The organism is Paraburkholderia sp. SG-MS1 (assembly GCF_012275575.1).
Taxonomy (GTDB): domain Bacteria; phylum Pseudomonadota; class Gammaproteobacteria; order Burkholderiales; family Burkholderiaceae; genus Paraburkholderia.
Genome location: NZ_NPIH01000091.1, coordinates 1 through 17,142, shown reverse-complemented (window position 1 = coordinate 17,142; position 17,142 = coordinate 1). Strand labels below are relative to the sequence as shown.

Here is a 17,142-nt window from a genome sequence, read left to right as displayed (position 1 = left end):
AGCCTTCTCAAGCATGCGGTTGGGTGGCCCGATGGTCGGCCGATGCGGGTTGGATGGCGCGCGAGGCAGGCGCGCCCCGCCTGACGGACTAGTGAGCCGCTGCGGGCGGTTGCGTTTGTACCTCGAGCTGCGTCAACCAGGCGAGCGCTTCGCCACGGTCGGTGCCGCACATGTCGGTCTGCGGTTGCAGACCAGAACAGCATGCTGGCCGCTCCGGCTGACCGAAGATGGCACAACGCAGATCGTCGCCGAGTTGCACGCAGCGCACGCCCGCAGGCTTGCCATGCGGCATGCCCGGGATCGGGCTCGAAATCGACGGCGCGATACAGCACGCGCCGCAATCGGGACGGCATGCATGATCGGCCGCGAGAAACGGCGACGCGCGCTTCGCATCGCTGTTTGACGGGCTTTTCGATACGCTTTTCAACACGCTGTTCAACACATCACTCACGACACCGTCCTCATTTGGAAAACAGGCAACCGCATTGCCAGACCCGCATTGTGCCACCGCGTTCCGTGCGACCTTTTTACACAATCCGGCCGATGACCCCTCACTTACACTCGGTGACTCCGAAAGGCCATGCTCAAGAGGCGTTCGCGCAGTTCGATCCGGTCTGGCAAACCTGCCGGCTCCCGCCTCTTTCTCGTGGCCAACCGCCCCGAGCCCCTCATGACCCTCGCCCATACGCTTTTCCGCCCTGACCTGCTCGCCAGATACAGCGCGAACGGCCCACGGTATACGTCCTATCCGACCGCGCTACAGTTCCACGACCAGTTCGACCCCGCCGATTATCTGCGCGCTGCCGCCGACCCCGGCGCATCTTCGACCGATCTCTCGCTGTATTTCCACATTCCGTTTTGCGACACCGTGTGCTTCTACTGCGGCTGCAACAAGGTCGCAACGAAAAACCGCGCGCACGCGCGTCCCTACCTCGACCAGTTGAAGCGGGAGATCGCGTTGCAGGCCGCCTGTTTCGACACGCAACGTCCGGTATCGCAACTGCATTGGGGCGGCGGCACGCCCACCTTTCTGTCGCACGACGAAACGGCAGAACTGATGGCCGCCACGCGTGAACACTTCGCGTTGCAGCCCGATGCCGAGGCAGAATATTCGATCGAAGTCGATCCGCGCGAAGCGTCGCCCGACACCGTCGCGCATCTGCGCAAACTAGGCTTCAACCGGTTGAGTCTCGGCGTGCAGGACTTCGATCCGCTCGTGCAGCAGGCGATCAACCGCATTCAGCCGCTCGAGATGACGGCGTCCGTGATGCAGGCCGCGCGCGACACGCACTTTCATTCGATCGGCGTCGATCTGATTTACGGATTGCCGCATCAAACGGTCGGCAGCTTCAGCCGCACGCTCGACATGATGATCGACCTCGCGCCCGATCGTCTGTCGGTGTTCGCGTACGCGCACATGCCGCAGCTCTTCAAGATGCAGCGTCAGATGGACTCCGCGACGCTGCCCTCGCCCGAGCAGCGGCTCGCGCTGCTGCAGCGGGTGGTCGAGCGGCTGACGGACGCGGGCTACGTCTACATCGGCATGGATCACTTCGCGCTGCCCACCGATGAACTCGCCCGCGCACAAGCGCAGCGCACCTTGCATCGCAATTTCCAGGGCTACAGCACACGGGCGGAATGCGATCTGATCGGCTTCGGCGCGTCGTCGATCGGCAAGGTCGGCGACGTGTACGCGCAGAACGCGAAGGACTTGCCCGGCTATGCGTCGGCGATCGACGCGGGCCGGCTCGCGATCGCGCGCGGCGTGCGCCTCACCGCCGACGACCGGTTGCGTCGCGACGTGATCACGCAACTCATGTGCAACCTGGAACTGCGCTTCGACGAATTCGAAGCCGCTTACGGCATCCGCTTCGGCGAAACGTTCGCGCCAGAGCTGGAGCGCTTGCGCGGTTTCGAGAAGGACGGACTGGTGTCGATCAGTGCCGAGCGGCTCGACGTGCAGATGGCCGGCCGCATGCTCGTGCGCAACATCGCAATGGTGTTCGACCGCTATCTCGGCCAGCAGACGCTCGAACGGTTTTCCCGCACGGTGTAAGCGCCGCGTGACGCTGGAAGCAAGTGGCTTGCCCGTCGTCGAATTTTCGGCCATAATCTGCGTCTTCGCGGCGCGCCAGATTTCTGACGCGTACGCTGCAAGAGCTGCCCAGGTGGTGAAATTGGTAGACGCAGGGGACTCAAAATCCCCCGCCGCAAGGCGTGCCGGTTCGATTCCGGCCCTGGGCACCAAGAATTCGAATGACCGTTTGTTTGCGTAGTGCCACGAACCCCGCCAGCGTTTGCTGCCCGCGGGGTTTTTCGTTTCTGGCGGCCTCGGCCGGCCTCACGGGAGCACATCGCATCCGAGATGCACTCTCAGCTTCAATCAACAGCGTGAGCGCATTGCCGCCGCCCACGCCCGCTCAAAATGCTTACCGCCCCGCCACGCGCGCGCCACGATGCATCTCCGCGCGCCGACGCTTGAACACGTAGCCGCCCCACATCACCAGCAGCCACACCGGTACGAGCCACACCGACACCGACAGGCCCGGCGTCATCGCCAGAATCACGAGGATCAGCGCCATGAACGCAAGGCAGATCCAGTTGCTGACCGGGAACCAGAACGACTTGAACACGAGCGTCTCGCCCGCGGCCATCATCGCCTTGCGCGATTTCAGATGCGTCAGGCTGATCAGCGCCCAGTTCAGGACTAGTGCCGCGACCACCAGCGCCATCAGCAGGCCAAGTGCTTCGGCCGGAATCAGATAGTTGATGATCACGCAGGTGAACGTAGCGAGCGCGGACAAACCGATTGCCATGTACGGCACGCCGCGCCGGTCGACTTTCATCAGCGCGCGCGGCGCATTGCCCTGCTCCGCGAGACCGTAGAGCATGCGGCTATTCGCGTACACGCCGCTGTTGTATACCGACAGCGCCGCCGTCAGCACCACCACGTTGAGGACGTTCGCGGTCAGCGTCGAGCCGATCTGCGAGAAGATCATCACGAACGGACTGCCGCCCGCCGCCACTTCGTTCCACGGATACAGCGACAGCAACACCGCCAGCGAGCAGATATAGAAAATCAGAATCCGGTAGATCACCTGATTCACGGCCTTGGGAATGCTCTTTTGCGGATCGGCGGCCTCGGCTGCCGTGATGCCGATCAGTTCCAGCCCGCCGAACGAGAACATGATGACCGCGAGCATCATGAAGAGGCCATGAAAACCATGCGGGAAAAAGCCGCCATGGCTCCACAGATTGGTGACCGACGCCTGCGGGCCGCCATGGCCGCTGATCAGCAGAAAGCCGCCGAACACAATCATGCCGATCACCGCCACGACCTTGATGATCGCGAACCAGAACTCGGTTTCGCCGTAGGCCTTGACGTTGGCGAGATTGATCGCGTTGATGGCGGCGAAGCACACCAGCGCCGACACCCACGTGGGCACGCCCGGCCACCAGTAATGCACGTAGGTGCCGACCGCGGTCAGTTCGGCCATGCTGACGAGCACATACAGCACCCAGTAGTTCCAGCCGGACAGGAAACCCGGAAAGTCGCCCCAATACTTGTACGCAAAATGACTGAACGAGCCGGCAACCGGCTCCTGCGCGACCATTTCGCCCAGCTGCCGCATGATCATGAAAGCGATGATGCCGCCGATCGCGTAGCCGAGAATCATCGACGGGCCGGCTGCCTGCAACACGCTGGCGGATCCGAGGAAGAGGCCCGTGCCGATTGCACCGCCCAGCGCGATCAACTGGATGTGGCGATTCTTCAGCCCCCGCTTCAGGCCGTCTTGTTGCTGTGCACTATTCAAATTGCGCCCCAGTGTATGGATATCGGTCACCCAGTCGAACTGATGGTTCGGCCCGGCAAAACCGGTAATTTTACCTTGGCGGATATAACCTAAATACTGGGAGCAACCCGCGTTGGTTCTGCGCCGCACTTATCCGCGAGGTTTGTGATTGTCACTGGCGTGGTGCTTCGGTATGTTGCCCTAGTCGAAGTTTTCCGCCTGCGGAGATTCAACATGTCGCCCAAACGCCTGCTTTGCGCCGCTGCTTTGTCTCTCTGCTTCGCGGGGCCGGCTGCCTTCGCACAAACGGCGGCCCCTACGGCGCAACCGGCGCCGGCCGACCAGCCGGGCATGGAAACGGGCGCTCCCGTTGCCGCCCCCGCCGCGACGACGGCCGCGCCCGCCAGTCCCGCGCCGCCAGTGGCCACGGCTCCCCAACCTCCTGCCGCGCCGCTGAGCGGCCCGGTGCGCAACATCGTGCTGGTCCACGGCGCGTTCGTCGACGGGTCCAGCTGGAACGGCGTCGTCGCGAAATTGCAGCAGAAGGGCTATCACGTGAGTTCGGTGCAGAACCCGCTTACCTCGCTCGCCGACGATGTCGCCGCCACGCGCCGCGTACTCGCGCGCCAGCAAGGTCCGACGATTCTCGTGGGGCACTCCTGGGGCGGCGTCGTGATCACCGAAACCGCGAATGCGCCCAACGTCGCGGGCCTCGTATATATCGCCGCGATCGCGCCGCAGTTGCACGAGTCGACGATGGACCTGATGAAGCGCGCCGCGCCGATGCCCGCGGGCCAGGCCATCAGCGCGGACCCGAGCGGCTTCCTGTGGCTCGACCGCGCCCGCTACCACGCTGACTTCGCGGCGGACGTGCCCGAGAACGTGACGCGCGTGCTCTCCACCGCCCAGGTGCCGATTGCGCAGAAGGCGTTCGGCGAAACGGTCAGCCAGGTCGGCTGGAAGGACAAGCCGTCGTGGTACGTGCTGACGACCAAAGACCGCGCGGTCTCGCCCGAAGTCCAGCGATTCATGGCCGACCGGATGGGCGCGAAGGTCGTGCCGATGGCGTCGAGCCATCTCGCGCCGGTGTCGCATGCGGGCGCGGTTGCCGATGTGATCGATCGCGCGGCGCGTGAGCTGAGCCGGCAGCAGTAGTTGGCCGTCCGGGTGCGCGGCCGCGGTGTGCGTCCGGCATGCGGTCGAGAACACGGGTACGGTTGCGCCCGTCTCATCGCCGCAGCCGCCCGCCTTGCCCAACACATCCCATGAGCCGCAATCCTCACCGCAAATTCGTAGTCGCCAGTTCGACGACCTCGTCCCCTCGCCCGTTGAGCACCGCCTTCAACATATACAGACTGAAGCCCTTCGCCTGCGCCCACTGAATCTTCGGCGGCAGCGCGAGTTCGTGCTTCGCGGTCACCACGTCGATTACCGCTGGCCCCGGATGCGCGAACGCCTCGCGCAACGCCGCTTCGATGTTCTCCGAATGTTCGATCCGGACTCCGTAGATTCCCGCGCCGCGCGCGATCGCCGCGAAGTCGGTCGCGGCGAGATCGGTGCCGGCTTCAAGATAGCCGCCCGCCTTCATCTCCATCGCGACGAAGCCGAGCGTGCTGTTGTTGAAGACCACGACTTTGATCGGCAAGTCGAGCTGACGCGCGCTGAGCAGATCGCCGAGCAGCATCGACAAACCGCCGTCGCCCGACAGCGCGATCACCTGGCGCCCCGGCTGCGCCGCTTGCGCGCCCAGCGCCTGCGGCATCGCATTGGCCATCGAGCCGTGATTGAACGAACCATGCAGACTTCGCTTGCCGTTCATCCTCAGATAGCGCGCGGCCCATAGCGTCGGTGTGCCGACGTCGGCGCAGAAAACCGCGTCTTCGTTCGCGACCTGGTCGACGATGCTGGTGAGATATTGCGGATGAATCGCGCGCCCCGGATCGGAGGGCCGCGCGAGATCGTCGAGGCCCTTGCGCGTATCCGTGTAATGCTTGCGCGCGTTGTCGAGGAAACGCCGGTCGGTCTTGCGCTTGAGCTTCGGCAACAGCGCCTGCAAGGTCGCCTTGACGTCGCCGACGAGCCCCAGCTTCAGCGGTGTGCGCTTGCCGAGCGCGGAGCCGCGCCGGTCGATCTGCACCACGTTGCCATGCGACGGATAGAAGTTGCGATACGGGAAGTCGGTGCCGAGCATCACGAGGGTGTCGCACGACATCATCGCGTGATAGCCGGAGCTGAAGCCGATCAGCCCGGTCATGCCGACGTCGGACGGATTGTCCCACTCGACGTACTGCTTGCCGCGCAGCGCATGCACGGTCGGCGCGCCGAGATGGTCGGCGAACGCGACCACTTCGTCGTGCGCGCCCGCGCAGCCGCTGCCGCACAGCAGGGTCACGCCGCCCGCCTGATTCAGCAGATCGGCGAGCCGGTCGATATCGGCGGCGGACGGCACCACGGTCGAGCGCTCCAGCGTACCGGCCCATGCCGGCGTTTCGTCGGGCGCCTCGCCGAGCGCGACGTCGCCCGGCAGCACGATCACCGCGACGCCGCGCTCTTCGATCGCGGTGCGCATCGCGCGCGCCAGCACGCGCGGAAACTGCGACGGATTCGTCACTAGTTCGACGAAGTGACTGCACTCCTTGAACAACTCTTGCGGATGGGTTTCCTGAAAGTAGCCGAGGCCGATTTCCGAGGACGGAATATGTGCGGCAATCGCGAGCACTGGCTGATGATTGCGATGGCAGTCGTACAGCCCGTTGATCAGATGCAGGTTGCCCGGTCCGCAACTGCCCGCGCAGACGGCGAGCTTGCCGGTCGCGGCGGCATCGGCGCCGGCGGCGAACGCCGCGACTTCCTCGTGACGCGTATGCATCCAGCGAATCGAGCCGAGCCGTTGCAAGCTATCCGACAAGCCGTTCAGGCTGTCGCCCGTCACGCCCCAAATCCGTTCGACGTCCGCCGCGGCCAGTGTTCTGGCCAGATAGTCCGCGATAGTCTGCTTAGCCATGCTGTACCCCGTTCAGTGAGAAAGTCGGTACCTCCGGAATGCCAGAGAGTACCGCTTCCTCGCGAAACGTGTCATCAAGGGGCGCTCCTGAGCGAGACGTAAGCGCGGTGAAATGCGCCCGCAGACCGGCTCGCGGCCATTTCACCGCGCTTACTTCGCAACTATCGCAGCATGAACGACATCGCCGACAGACAGTTCAGCATCCGCACCGCGTGTTCCGCCGACGCCGCGCCAAAGCGCAACGTCACCGCGTCGACGCGCGTAAGCGTCGGCCATTGGCAGAACAGGTCAGCCAGGGCACTCGTCTGCACGCGCAATTCGCAATCGACCGGCTTCGCTTCGGCGCGCGTCGCGTGCGGCACATGACCACCGGCGATGTGTTGCCGGACCACTTCGCGCGCAGCGCTCCTGATCGCCTCGCGCGCGCCGGCCGGCGATTGCGTCGCGCCGCTCGTCTGGCCGCTCGCGCGTTTCGTGACGACGAAGCGCGCATGCGGAAAGCGCGGCGCGGTTTCTTCGGCGAAGACATCGTCGCCGGACAAAAGCGCGACACGTGCGCCATATTCTTCGGCCAGCGCGCCATACACGCCCGCCTCGCCGACCTCGACGCCGTTGAACGACACGCGCGCGAACGCAAAGCTGTTGATCGTGTGCGCGAGAACACCGCGCGTTTGTGACATGGCGTGATAGCCGATCATGAACACGAGCGACGCGCCGTATTCGAGCCCGGCCATCATGCCGAGCGTGCGCGGTTTGCCCAGCACGACCTCGGCGCGCGCATCGAGCAGATCGGGCAGCAGGTTGCGAAAGCCGCCATGTGAATCGTTGACCCATACCTCGGTCGCGCCACCGTCGAATGCGCCTTCGATCGCGGCGTTGGCTTCGAGCGTCATCCAGCGGCGCGCGGCTTCGTATTCGCCGTTGCCCGCGCGCGTCTGCTCGGGGTGGAATACGCCGGCCACGCCTTCGATGTCGGCGGAAATCAGGACTTTCATCAGCAAGTCGGTCTCAGTAGTTGAGCGAGATCGGGCACGCTGTCGTGCAGCGACAAGCGGCGATGGCCGTCGCGGCCCGTCACGGAAACGGCGCTCCACAATGCCTCGACGATCGCCTGCTCGACGCTGTCCGCGCACGCGCGAAACAGCGGATCCAGACGCGCGTCGGCGAGGAGCGGCGGCAGCGTGACGAAGTCGGCGGCGTGCGGCACCGTATAAGCAGTCGAAAACGCCAGCGCGATATCGCCGCTGCCGTGGCCGTACACCGAGCCGGTTCGCGCGAGGCCCGCCGCCGCCCGCAGCGAGAGTCGCTTGAGCTGGCGTGCGTCGAGCGGCGCATCGGTGGCGACGATCATGATGATCGAGCCTTGCTCGGGCTTCGTCGTCGCGTTCGTAGCGGCTGCTTCGGAGGCGGCCTGTGCCGCGCGTGCGCGTTCGGCCAGCAAGCGCCCCAGCGGCGTGCCGTCGATCGTCAGCATGGGCAGGCGGCCGAAGTTCGCCAGCACCAGTGCGCCGACCGTATAGCCACGCCCCGCCACCTCGACCACGCGCGACGCGTTGCCGATGCCGCCCTTCAGATCGAAGCACGACATGCCGCGCCCCGCGCCGACCGAGCCGCTTGCGACCTGCGTGCTCGCGCGGTCGAAAGCGTCATCGAAATGCTGTTCGGTAACGGCCAGCGCCTGGATGTCGTTCAGGTAGCCGTCATTGCACTCGAACACCAGCGGATTGACCGTCGACCATTCGCGCCCGATCTGCGGATTCGCGCGTATCGCGGCGCGAATCTGCGCCTGCGCGACCGATGCGACGCCGAACGTATTGGTCAACGCGATCGGCGTTTCGAGCGTGCCGAGTTCCTCGACCTGCACGAGCCCGATGCTTTTGCCGAACCCGTTGATCACCGACGCCGCCGCCGGCACCTTGTCGACAAACGGATCGCCCCGATGCGGACGGACCACGGTCACGCCCGTTTGCAACGCGCCTCGATCGAGCGTGCAATGGCCGACCGTGACGCCTGGCACGTCCGCAATCGTGCCGAGCGGCCCGCCGGGCAACGTGCCGATATGCGGCGCGCCCCGCCCTGCGGCGATGTCTGCGCTCATGGCCGGTCGAGCTTCGGATCGAGCGCATCGCGCAAGCCGTCGCCGAGCAGATTGAACGCGAGCACCGTGAGGAAAATCGCGAGACTCGGGAACAGCGCGATATGCGGCGCGCTCACCATATCGGCGCGTGCTTCGTTGAGCATCGCGCCCCACTCGGGGGTCGGCGGCTGCGCGCCCAAGCCGAGAAACGACAGGCTCGCCGCGGTGATGATCGACGTGCCGATGCGCATCGTGAAGTACACCACTATCGACGAGATCGTGCCCGGCAGAATGTGCCGCACGATGATGGTCCAGTCCGACGCGCCGATGCTGCGCGCCGCTTCGATATACGTGAGCTGCTTGAGCATCAGCGTGTTGCCGCGCACGAGCCGCGCGAATGCGGGAATGCTGAAGATCGCCACCGCGCAGATCACGTTGATCATGCCGTTGCCGAGAATCGCCACCACGCCGATCGCCAGCAGAATGCCGGGGAACGCGAACAGCACATCGGCGACGCGCATCGTGATGCGATCCCACCAGCCCTCGTAGTAACCGGCCAGCAGCCCGAAGAACGTGCCGATCACCGCGCCGATCGCCACCGACAGAAAGCCCGCTTCGAGCGAGATGCGCGAGCCCGCGAGAATACGGCTGAAAATATCGCGGCCCAGCGAGTCGACGCCGAACCAGTGCGCCGCGGACGGCCCCGCGTTCAACGCGTCGTAGTCGAAGAAATTCTCCGGGTCGTAGGGCACGATATGCGGCGCGGCAATGGCGACTACGATCAGCAGCAGCACGAAAATGCCGGCGGCGAGCGCCACGTGCTGCTTGCGGAACTTGCGCCAGAACTCGCTCCACGGTGTGCGGATCACGCGTTCGGCGGACGCGGCGTCGGCCACGTTCGACTCGGTCACGGTCGTGCTCATGCGGGCCTCACTTGAAACGGATGGTCGGATTGATCACGGCGTACAGCACGTCCACGACCAGATTGATGATGATGAATTCGAGCGAGAACAACAGCACTTCGGCCTGAATCACCGGATAGTCGCGCATCGATACGGCATCCACCAGCAGGCGCCCGAGCCCCGGCCAGTTGAACACCACTTCGACCACGATCGAGCCGCCCAGCAGAAAACCGAACTGCAGACCCATCATCGTGATGACGGGAATCAGCGCATTGCGCAGGCAGTGTTTGACGATCACAAGCCGCTCGGGCACACCCTTGGCACGCGCGGTGCGCACGAAGTCCTCGTGCATCACTTCGACGAACGACGCCCGCGTGAAGCGCGCCATCACTGCGGCCACCGCCGCGCCGAGCGTGAGCGACGGCAGCACGTAGCTCTGCCAGGAGCCGTCGGCGACGATCGGCAGCCAGCCGAGCTTCACCGAGAAAATCTCCATGAGCAGCATGCCGAGTGCGAACGCCGGAAACGAAATACCCGACACCGCGAGCGTCATGCCGAGCCGGTCGGGCCAGCGGTTGCGCCACACCGCCGAAATGATGCCGAGCGCCATCCCGATCACGACCGCCCATGCCATGCTGGCGAGCGTGAGCAGCAGCGTCGGCATGAAGCGCTCGGCGATTTCCTGGCTGACGGGCCGCTTGCTGCGCGTCGAGATACCGAAATCGCCGTGCGCGATGCGCCAGAAGAAGTGGACGAACTGCTGCGGCATCGGCCGGTCGAGACCGAGATCGGCGCGCACCAGCGCAACCGTCGCCTCGTCCGCTTCGGGACCGGCGGCAAGCCGCGCCGGGTCGCCCGGCAGCAGATGCACGAACAGAAACACCAGCACGGCGACGATGAAGAGCGTCGGCAGCAGGCCACAGAAACGTTTGACGAGGAAGTTCAGCATGGAACCCAATCCGGCAGTGATACGGGCAACGAAGAGTCGAGACCGGCGGTAGCGTGGCTACCGTCCCGGCGTATTTCATCGACTACGCCGGGACGAGCGCACAGCGCATTACTTGATCGCGATCTCGTCGAAATTGAACGAGCCGTCCGGCGCGACGTATGCACCTGACAGACGCTTGCTGCGCGCGTACACGACCTTCTCCTTGATCAGGAAGACCCACGGAGCGTCAGTCCACACGCGCTTCTGCGCATCGGCGTACAGCGACGCCTTCTGCGCGCGGTCGGTGGTTTCGAGCGCCTGCTTCAGGTCGCTGTCGACCACGTCGTTCTTGTAGTACGCGGTGTTGACCATCTTCGGCGGGAACGAGTTACCCGCGAGCAGCGGGCTCAATGCCCAGTCCGCTTCGCCCGTCGACGACGACCAGCCCGTGTAGAACAGCCGCACCGGCGCGGTGGCCGGGTCCTGCGCGCTTTCGACCTTGGCGACGCGTTGACCCGCCTCGAGCGCTTCGACCTGCGCCTTCACGCCGACCTGCGCGAGCTGCTGCTGCAGGAACTGGATCACCTTCTGCGAGGTCGAGTTGTTATACGCGGCCCACAGAGTGGTTTCGAAGCCGTTCGGATAGCCCGCCTCCTTCAACAGTTCGCGCGCCTTCGCCGGATCGTACGGCCATGGGCCAGTCTTCGTCGCGTAATCGACACCTTGCGGCACCACGCCTTCCATCGACACCGCATTGCCGGAGAACGCGACCTTCGCGAGCGCGTCCTTGTTGATCGCGTAGTTCAGCGCCTGACGCACCTTCGGATTGTCGAAGGGCTTCTGGTTCATGTTCATGCTGAGGTAGCGTGCGATGATCGACGGCGTCGCGATCACGTCGACCTTCGGGCTCGCCTGCAATTGCGTGACCTGCTCGTACGGCACCTGGAACGCGAAGTCCGCTTCGCCGGTGCGCATCAGCGCGGCGCGCGTGTTGTTGTCGACGACCGGCTTCCAGTCGATCGCGTCGATCTTCGGATAGCCCTTCTTCCAATAACCGTCAAACTTCTTCACGGTCATGTCGCCCGCCGTATCCCACTTGACGAATTCGAACGGCCCAGTGCCAACCGGATGGAAGCCGATGTCCTTGCCGTACTTCTTCAGCGCAGCCGGCGAGATCATCACCGCCGACGGATGCGCGAGCACGTTGACGAACGCGGAGAACGGCGTCTTCAGCGTGACCTTGACCGTGTACGGATCGACCACCTCGGTCTTCTCGATGCGGCTGAACATGTTGTAGCGCTTGAGCTTGTTCGCCGGATCAGTGACGCGGTCGAAGTTCGCTTTCACCGCCGCCGCGTTGAAGTCGGTGCCGTCCTGGAACTTCACGCCATGGCGCAGCTTGAACGTGTAGACCTTCGCATCCGGGCTCGCCTCGTAGCTCTCGGCCAGCACATTGACCAGCTTCATGTCCTTGTCGAAGCCGAACAGCCCTTGATAGAACGACTTCGCGACCGCTTGCGACAGCGTGTCGTTCGCATCGTACGGATCGAGCGTCGTGAAGGTCGAGGCGACGGCCATCACGGCCGTGGTGTCGGCGTGCGCCGCATTGCCCGCGAGCATCGCGAACACCACCGCGCCGCCGCTGACCAGCGCGCGCAAACGAAACGGAGAAGACGGGACCAGCAGGTTCATGAGGTTGGCTCCAGGCTGCAAGATGAAACAGAGTTGAGGTTGCGAGAGGCTCGTTTTTGCTTCGGCTTTTGCGCTGCGTTCTGCTTTACGTTGTGCTGCGATTCTTTGGCTTCGGTTCTGCGCTTCGGACTTCCGCAGGTCTCGTGCCTCAGTAAGCTCCGCCGACGCGATGCTGCGCGACGTAGTGATCCGGTCCCACCGCCACCAGCGGCGCGACGACCGGCTCGTCGCCGAGCGCGCGGATCGGGCTCGGAATGTCGTCGGCGGCGAGCATGCGTCTGGCGTGCCGGCGCGCTGGATCGGCCACGGGCACCGCGCCCATCAGCTTTCTCGTGTACGGATGCTGCGGCGCTTCGAACACCGCGCGGCGCGGCCCGATCTCAACGATCTGGCCGAGATACATCACCGCGACGCGATGACTGACGCGCTCGACCACCGCCATGTCGTGCGAAATGAACAGATACGCGACACCGAGTTCGCGCTGCAGATCGAGCATCAGATTGACGATCTGCGCCTGCACCGACACGTCGAGCGCGGACACGGATTCGTCGGCGATCACGACTTTCGGATTCAACGCGAGCGCGCGTGCAATCGCGATGCGCTGGCGCTGCCCGCCGGAGAATTCGTGCGGATAGCGGCGTGCGGCTTCGGCCGGCAAGCCGACTTTTTCGAGCAGCCAGGCGACCCGCGCCTGCGCTTGTGCGCCCTGCGCGACGCCGTGCACGAGCAGCGGCTCCATGATCGAAAAGCCGACCGTCAACCGCGGATTCAGCGACGCGAACGGGTCCTGGAAAATGAACTGGATATCGCGCCGCAGCGCCTGCAACGCGGGGCCGGTCAGTGAACTGATTTCCTTGCCGTCGAATTCGATCGAGCCGCTCTGACTTTCGACGAGGCGCAGCAGCGAGCGGCCCGTCGTCGACTTGCCGCAACCCGATTCGCCGACCAGTGCGAGCGTTTCGCCCGGCCGCAAATCGAAGCTGACTTTTTCGACCGCATGCACACGTCCCGTCATGCGGCCGAACATACCGCTGCGTACCGGAAAGCGCGTGACGAGATCGCGCACGCGCAGAATCGGCGGCGTGTCTTGCCGCACCAGCGGCTGCGCCGCGTCGGCGATCGCAGCGGCGGACTGCACGGCCTGCGCGGCGCCGCTCAGGCTCGCCTGTTCGACGGTGAGAATCGGAAAGCGCGCGGGTTGATCGGTGCCCTGCATCGCGCCCAGGCGCGGCACAGCCGCCAGCAACGCCTTGGTGTAAGGATGTGAGGGCGCGGCGAACAGCGCATCCGACGCGCCCTCTTCGACCTTTTCGCCGCGGTACATCACCAGCACGCGATCAGCCACCTCGGCCACCACGCCCATGTCGTGCGTGATGAAGATCACGCCCATGTTCATCTCGTCCTGCAAGCCGCGGATCAGTTGCAGGATCTGCGCCTGAATCGTCACGTCGAGCGCGGTAGTCGGCTCGTCGGCAATCAGCAGCGCGGGCTTGCACGACAACGCCATTGCGATCATCACGCGCTGACGCATGCCGCCCGACAGTTGATGCGGAAAGCGCGCCACTACCCGCCGTGCCTCAGGAATCCGAACCAGTTCGAGCAGCCGCAGCGTTTCGGCATGGGCGGCCTGACGGCTCTTGCCTTGATGCAGCGCGATCGCTTCGCTGATCTGGTCGCCGACGGTGAAGACCGGATTGAGCGAGGTCATCGGCTCCTGGAAGATCATCGCGATGTCGGCGCCGCGAATCGAGCGCATCGTGCCGGACGACGCTTGCGCGAGGTCGAGCACGCTGCCGTCGCGGCGCCGGAATGCGATGCGGCCGCCGGCAAGGCGCCCACCGCCATGCTCGATCAGCCGCATCAATGCGAGCGAAGTCACCGATTTGCCCGAGCCCGATTCGCCGACGATCGCCAGCGTCTCGCCGCGCTCGACAGTCAGCGATAGATTGCGCACCGCGCTGAAGGTCGAGTTGCCGCGGCGAAATGCGACCGACAGATCGTCGACCGCGAGCACGCGTTGCGGCGGCAAGGTTTCGATAAGCGGACGGGCAGTGTGCGAGGAAGTCGGCACGGTGGTTCCTTTGATTTCGAACGCGGCTAACGTAGGGTCTGGCAGAGCTTCGAGCGGCATGTCGTGCGCTGCGGCACGCGCTAGCGGTAGATCGCCGTCACCGGCGTTTCGCCGAGCCGCGCGAAACCGCGGTACATGCCTTCGGTATTGAACGGCAGCGTGACGTTGCCGCGCGCGTCGACGGCGATCAGTCCGCCGCGGCCGTCGATCTTCGGCAGACGGTTCATCACGACGTCGTGGGCCGCTTCCTGCAGCGAAACGTTGCGATAGGCCATCTGCGCGGCGACGTCGTAAGCGGCGACCATGCGCATGAACATTTCGCCGGAGCCGGTGGTCGAGACCGCGCAGGTGGCGTCGTCCGCATAGCAGCCCGCGCCAATCAGCGGCGTATCGCCGACCCGGCCGACCTGCTTGTTGGTGACGCCCCCCGTCGACGTCGCCGCCGCCACGTGGCCGTGCCGGTCGAGCGCGACCGCGCCGACGGTGCCGAACTTGCGGTTCGGATCGATCGGCTCGTGCGGCGTAGGTTCGCCATCATCTGGATTCGCCGACGCTACCGCTGCGAGCGTCGCGCCGTCGTGATCGAGCACCGCGCGCTGCTGATCGCGCGCGAGCAGCCACTGACGATGACGCGCTTCGGTATCGAAGTAGGCGGGTTCGACGAATTCGAGCCCTTGCGCGGCGGCAAACGCCTCCGCGCCTTCGCCGGTGAATAGCACGTGCTCGCTGCGTTCGAGCACGCGGCGAGCGGCCAGAACCGGATTGCGCACGCGCTTCACACAGCAGATCGCGCCGGCTTCGAGCGTGCTGCCGTCCATGATGGCGGCGTCGAGTTCGTGGGTGCCGGCGGCCGTGTAGACCGCGCCATGTCCCGCGTTGAAGAGCGGGCAATCTTCGAGCAGCCGCACGGCTTCACTGACCGCGTCGAGCGCGCTGCCGCCGTCGGCGAGCACGCGCTGGCCTGCGCTCAGCACTGCATGCAGCGCCGCGTGGTATTCGGTTTCGGCACCGGCCGACATCGACGCGCGCAGGATCGTCCCTGCCCCGCCGTGAATGGCAATGACTGCGTTGGAGTTCATCGTTTCGTTTTGGGAGTGCTGGTGGTACGGGGGGTGCGGGTGGCGCGCGGCTCGCGGCTCGTGACGCGCGCGGGTTCGCCCGCTGCGCCGCTCGGACCGGCCTGCGGCTCGACGAGCCAGGGCAGCACGAATTCGCTGACCTCGGCGGCGGCCTTCACCGAGCGTTGGGCGCGATACGCGAGCGCGTCGCAGAGCGCTTCGATCACCGCCAGCACGGCGGAATCGGCGTTCGCCGCGAGCCGCCGGTCGGTGCGGATATAGAGCGAGAGACTCGCGAATTGCGCGAGCGGCGAATGCGGACCGTCGGTCAGCGCCAGCACGCGGGCGCCCCGGCTGGCTGCACGGCGCGCGAGTTCGATCGTGTCTTCGACATAACGCGGAAACGCAATGCCGATCACCAGATCGTTTTCGTTCGACGCGAACAGACGCCGCGCCGCATGCGACGGTCCGCCGATCAGCGCGAGCGACTGCACGTTGTCGTGATACGGCATCAGGCCGTGTTCCATCAGACCGGCGAGAAACGCGCTGGCGCCGTAGCCGAGCACGAACACGCGGCGCGCGGCGATGATCGCTTCGACAGCGGCGTCGGCGGCGGCGCGGTCGATCGCGGTGCGTGTCGCGTGCAGGTTGTTGGCGGCCTGCTCCAGCGATGCGTCGACCAGATCGTCGCCAGCCGCAAGCGACTCCTGCGCGTTGCGCAGGCGCTCGACCGGTGCGAGCGTGGCTTCGAAGCCGCGTACCAGTGCTTCGCGGAACTGCGGATAGCCGTCGAAACCGAGCGCGCGGGCGAAGCGGTTCGCCGTAGCCACTGACGCGCCGACCACGCTCGCCAGTTCGTCGATCCGCATGGTCGCCGCGCGAAACAGATTAGCCAGCACGTAGTCACCCATGCGCCGGTGAATCGGCGTCAGCGTCGGCATGGCCGCGGCGATGCGCGCGGCAATGGCCTGCTCGGCGTGACGGGATGCGGCGGAGGGGTGGTCGATCATGCGAGTGAGTCTGCGCGGCGGTTGTAGTTGGAATGCATGAAAGTATATTTACATGAAAACATCCTGAAAAAAAATTCATTTTCATTTTCGAGGGTTTTCACTGACCGCTCGATGGCGTGGATGGCGGAACTGATGCGGCCGGCTGCCTTGGGGCAACGGGTGAACTGCCTGCCGATCATCCAACCGGCGGTTCAGTAAAACCAGTTATAAGATGCGCATAAGCACAACGCATGTCAGCACGCCATCGCTGTCCGATCCGGAACACTCGCAAGCCGCGCCGCCGGCGACATCACGATGATCAGCGCCTGCACGAGAAAAGCCGCCGCTGCCGCGACCAGGCAGGCGTCGGCATTCCAGCGCGCGCTGAGCGACGCGCCGAGCAGCGCACCCACCGGCCGCGCGCCATAGGTGGCGGTGCTGATGAGCGCGGAGACGCGGCCCATCATGCGCTCGGGGGTGATCGCCTGGCGCAGCGTCGTGGACCCGACCACCCACAGGATCGGTCCGGCGCCGAGCAGGAAGAAGCTCGCCGTCGCGAGCCAGAACGACGGTGCGACGAGCGTCGCCGCCATCACGAGCGAGGCGAGCAGACCGCACGATGGCCCG

General features: G+C 65.2%; 14 protein-coding genes, 1 tRNA gene and 1 pseudogene. 4 read left to right on the top strand and 12 right to left on the bottom strand.

Translation table 11 applies throughout. From position 1 onward, the window contains the following. Window positions 1–88 precede the first annotated feature (88 nt). The gene (locus CIC12_RS06100; protein ID WP_342030505.1) at window positions 89–442 is read right to left on the bottom strand and encodes a YkgJ family cysteine cluster protein; all 354 of its coding nucleotides are present in this window, start codon (window positions 440–442) and stop codon (window positions 89–91) included. 228 nt (window positions 443–670) lie between these two features. Between CIC12_RS06100 and hemN the strand changes: the two genes are divergently transcribed. After that, window positions 671–2,056 carry an oxygen-independent coproporphyrinogen III oxidase gene (gene hemN / locus CIC12_RS06095; RefSeq protein WP_168663120.1) on the top strand — a complete coding sequence of 462 codons (1,386 nt, stop codon included), beginning with the start codon at window positions 671–673 and terminating at the stop codon, window positions 2,054–2,056. Window positions 2,057–2,162: 106 nt separating this feature from the next. Then, a tRNA-Leu gene (locus CIC12_RS06090) sits at window positions 2,163–2,247 on the top strand. A 182-nt stretch (window positions 2,248–2,429) separates the two neighbouring features. Here CIC12_RS06090 and CIC12_RS06085 read toward each other — a convergent pair. Then, window positions 2,430–3,815, bottom strand: coding sequence for an amino acid permease (locus CIC12_RS06085; RefSeq protein ID WP_168663119.1), 1,386 nt, complete (start codon window positions 3,813–3,815; stop codon window positions 2,430–2,432). A gap of 213 nt (window positions 3,816–4,028) precedes the next feature. On the opposite strand from CIC12_RS06085, the gene CIC12_RS06080 reads away from it, so the two are divergent. Then, on the top strand, window positions 4,029–4,949 hold the full coding sequence (locus CIC12_RS06080) for an alpha/beta fold hydrolase (RefSeq protein ID WP_168663117.1): 921 nt from the start codon (window positions 4,029–4,031) through the stop codon (window positions 4,947–4,949). Window positions 4,950–5,073: 124 nt separating this feature from the next. On the opposite strand, the gene poxB is transcribed toward CIC12_RS06080, so the two are convergent. The 9 genes from poxB to CIC12_RS06035 form a co-directional block, all read right to left on the bottom strand. Next, complete coding sequence (gene poxB, locus CIC12_RS06075; protein WP_168663115.1) at window positions 5,074–6,798, bottom strand: ubiquinone-dependent pyruvate dehydrogenase; 1,725 nt, start codon at window positions 6,796–6,798, stop codon at window positions 5,074–5,076. 161 nt (window positions 6,799–6,959) lie between these two features. Further along, window positions 6,960–7,793, bottom strand: coding sequence for a M55 family metallopeptidase (locus tag CIC12_RS06070; protein ID WP_168663113.1), 834 nt, complete (start codon window positions 7,791–7,793; stop codon window positions 6,960–6,962). Continuing rightward, window positions 7,793–8,896, bottom strand: a complete 1,104-nt coding sequence (locus CIC12_RS06065; RefSeq protein WP_168663111.1) for a DmpA family aminopeptidase — start codon at window positions 8,894–8,896, stop codon at window positions 7,793–7,795. The genes CIC12_RS06070 and CIC12_RS06065 overlap by 1 nt, the downstream gene beginning before the upstream one ends. Continuing rightward, complete coding sequence (gene gsiD, locus CIC12_RS06060; RefSeq protein ID WP_168663109.1) at window positions 8,893–9,798, bottom strand: glutathione ABC transporter permease GsiD; 906 nt, start codon at window positions 9,796–9,798, stop codon at window positions 8,893–8,895. Before gsiD ends, CIC12_RS06065 begins: the two co-directional genes overlap by 4 nt. A gap of 7 nt (window positions 9,799–9,805) precedes the next feature. After that, the gene (gsiC, locus tag CIC12_RS06055) at window positions 9,806–10,726 is read right to left on the bottom strand and encodes a glutathione ABC transporter permease GsiC (RefSeq protein ID WP_168663108.1); all 921 of its coding nucleotides are present in this window, start codon (window positions 10,724–10,726) and stop codon (window positions 9,806–9,808) included. A gap of 108 nt (window positions 10,727–10,834) precedes the next feature. Beyond that, window positions 10,835–12,397, bottom strand: coding sequence for a glutathione ABC transporter substrate-binding protein GsiB (gene gsiB / locus CIC12_RS06050; protein ID WP_168663106.1), 1,563 nt, complete (start codon window positions 12,395–12,397; stop codon window positions 10,835–10,837). 148 nt (window positions 12,398–12,545) lie between these two features. Then, a complete protein-coding gene (locus tag CIC12_RS06045) occupies window positions 12,546–14,468 on the bottom strand; it encodes a dipeptide ABC transporter ATP-binding protein (RefSeq protein ID WP_168663104.1) in 1,923 nt (640 codons plus the stop codon). 80 nt (window positions 14,469–14,548) lie between these two features. Next, window positions 14,549–15,547 carry an isoaspartyl peptidase/L-asparaginase family protein gene (locus tag CIC12_RS06040; protein WP_168663102.1) on the bottom strand — a complete coding sequence of 333 codons (999 nt, stop codon included), beginning with the start codon at window positions 15,545–15,547 and terminating at the stop codon, window positions 14,549–14,551. After that, window positions 15,544–16,536 (bottom strand): MurR/RpiR family transcriptional regulator, encoded by a 993-nt coding sequence (locus CIC12_RS06035; RefSeq protein WP_168663099.1) that lies wholly within the window; start codon window positions 16,534–16,536, stop codon window positions 15,544–15,546. Before CIC12_RS06035 ends, CIC12_RS06040 begins: the two co-directional genes overlap by 4 nt. A gap of 36 nt (window positions 16,537–16,572) precedes the next feature. Here CIC12_RS06035 and CIC12_RS32950 point away from each other — a divergent pair, with 36 nt between their 5' ends. Continuing rightward, entirely contained in the window at window positions 16,573–16,734 is a 162-nt protein-coding gene (locus CIC12_RS32950; RefSeq protein ID WP_238812398.1) for a hypothetical protein, read from the top strand. 35 nt (window positions 16,735–16,769) lie between these two features. On the opposite strand, the pseudogene CIC12_RS06030 reads toward CIC12_RS32950, so the two are convergent. Then, window positions 16,770–17,142 (bottom strand): annotated as a pseudogene (locus tag CIC12_RS06030) (MFS transporter); the annotation flags it as partial.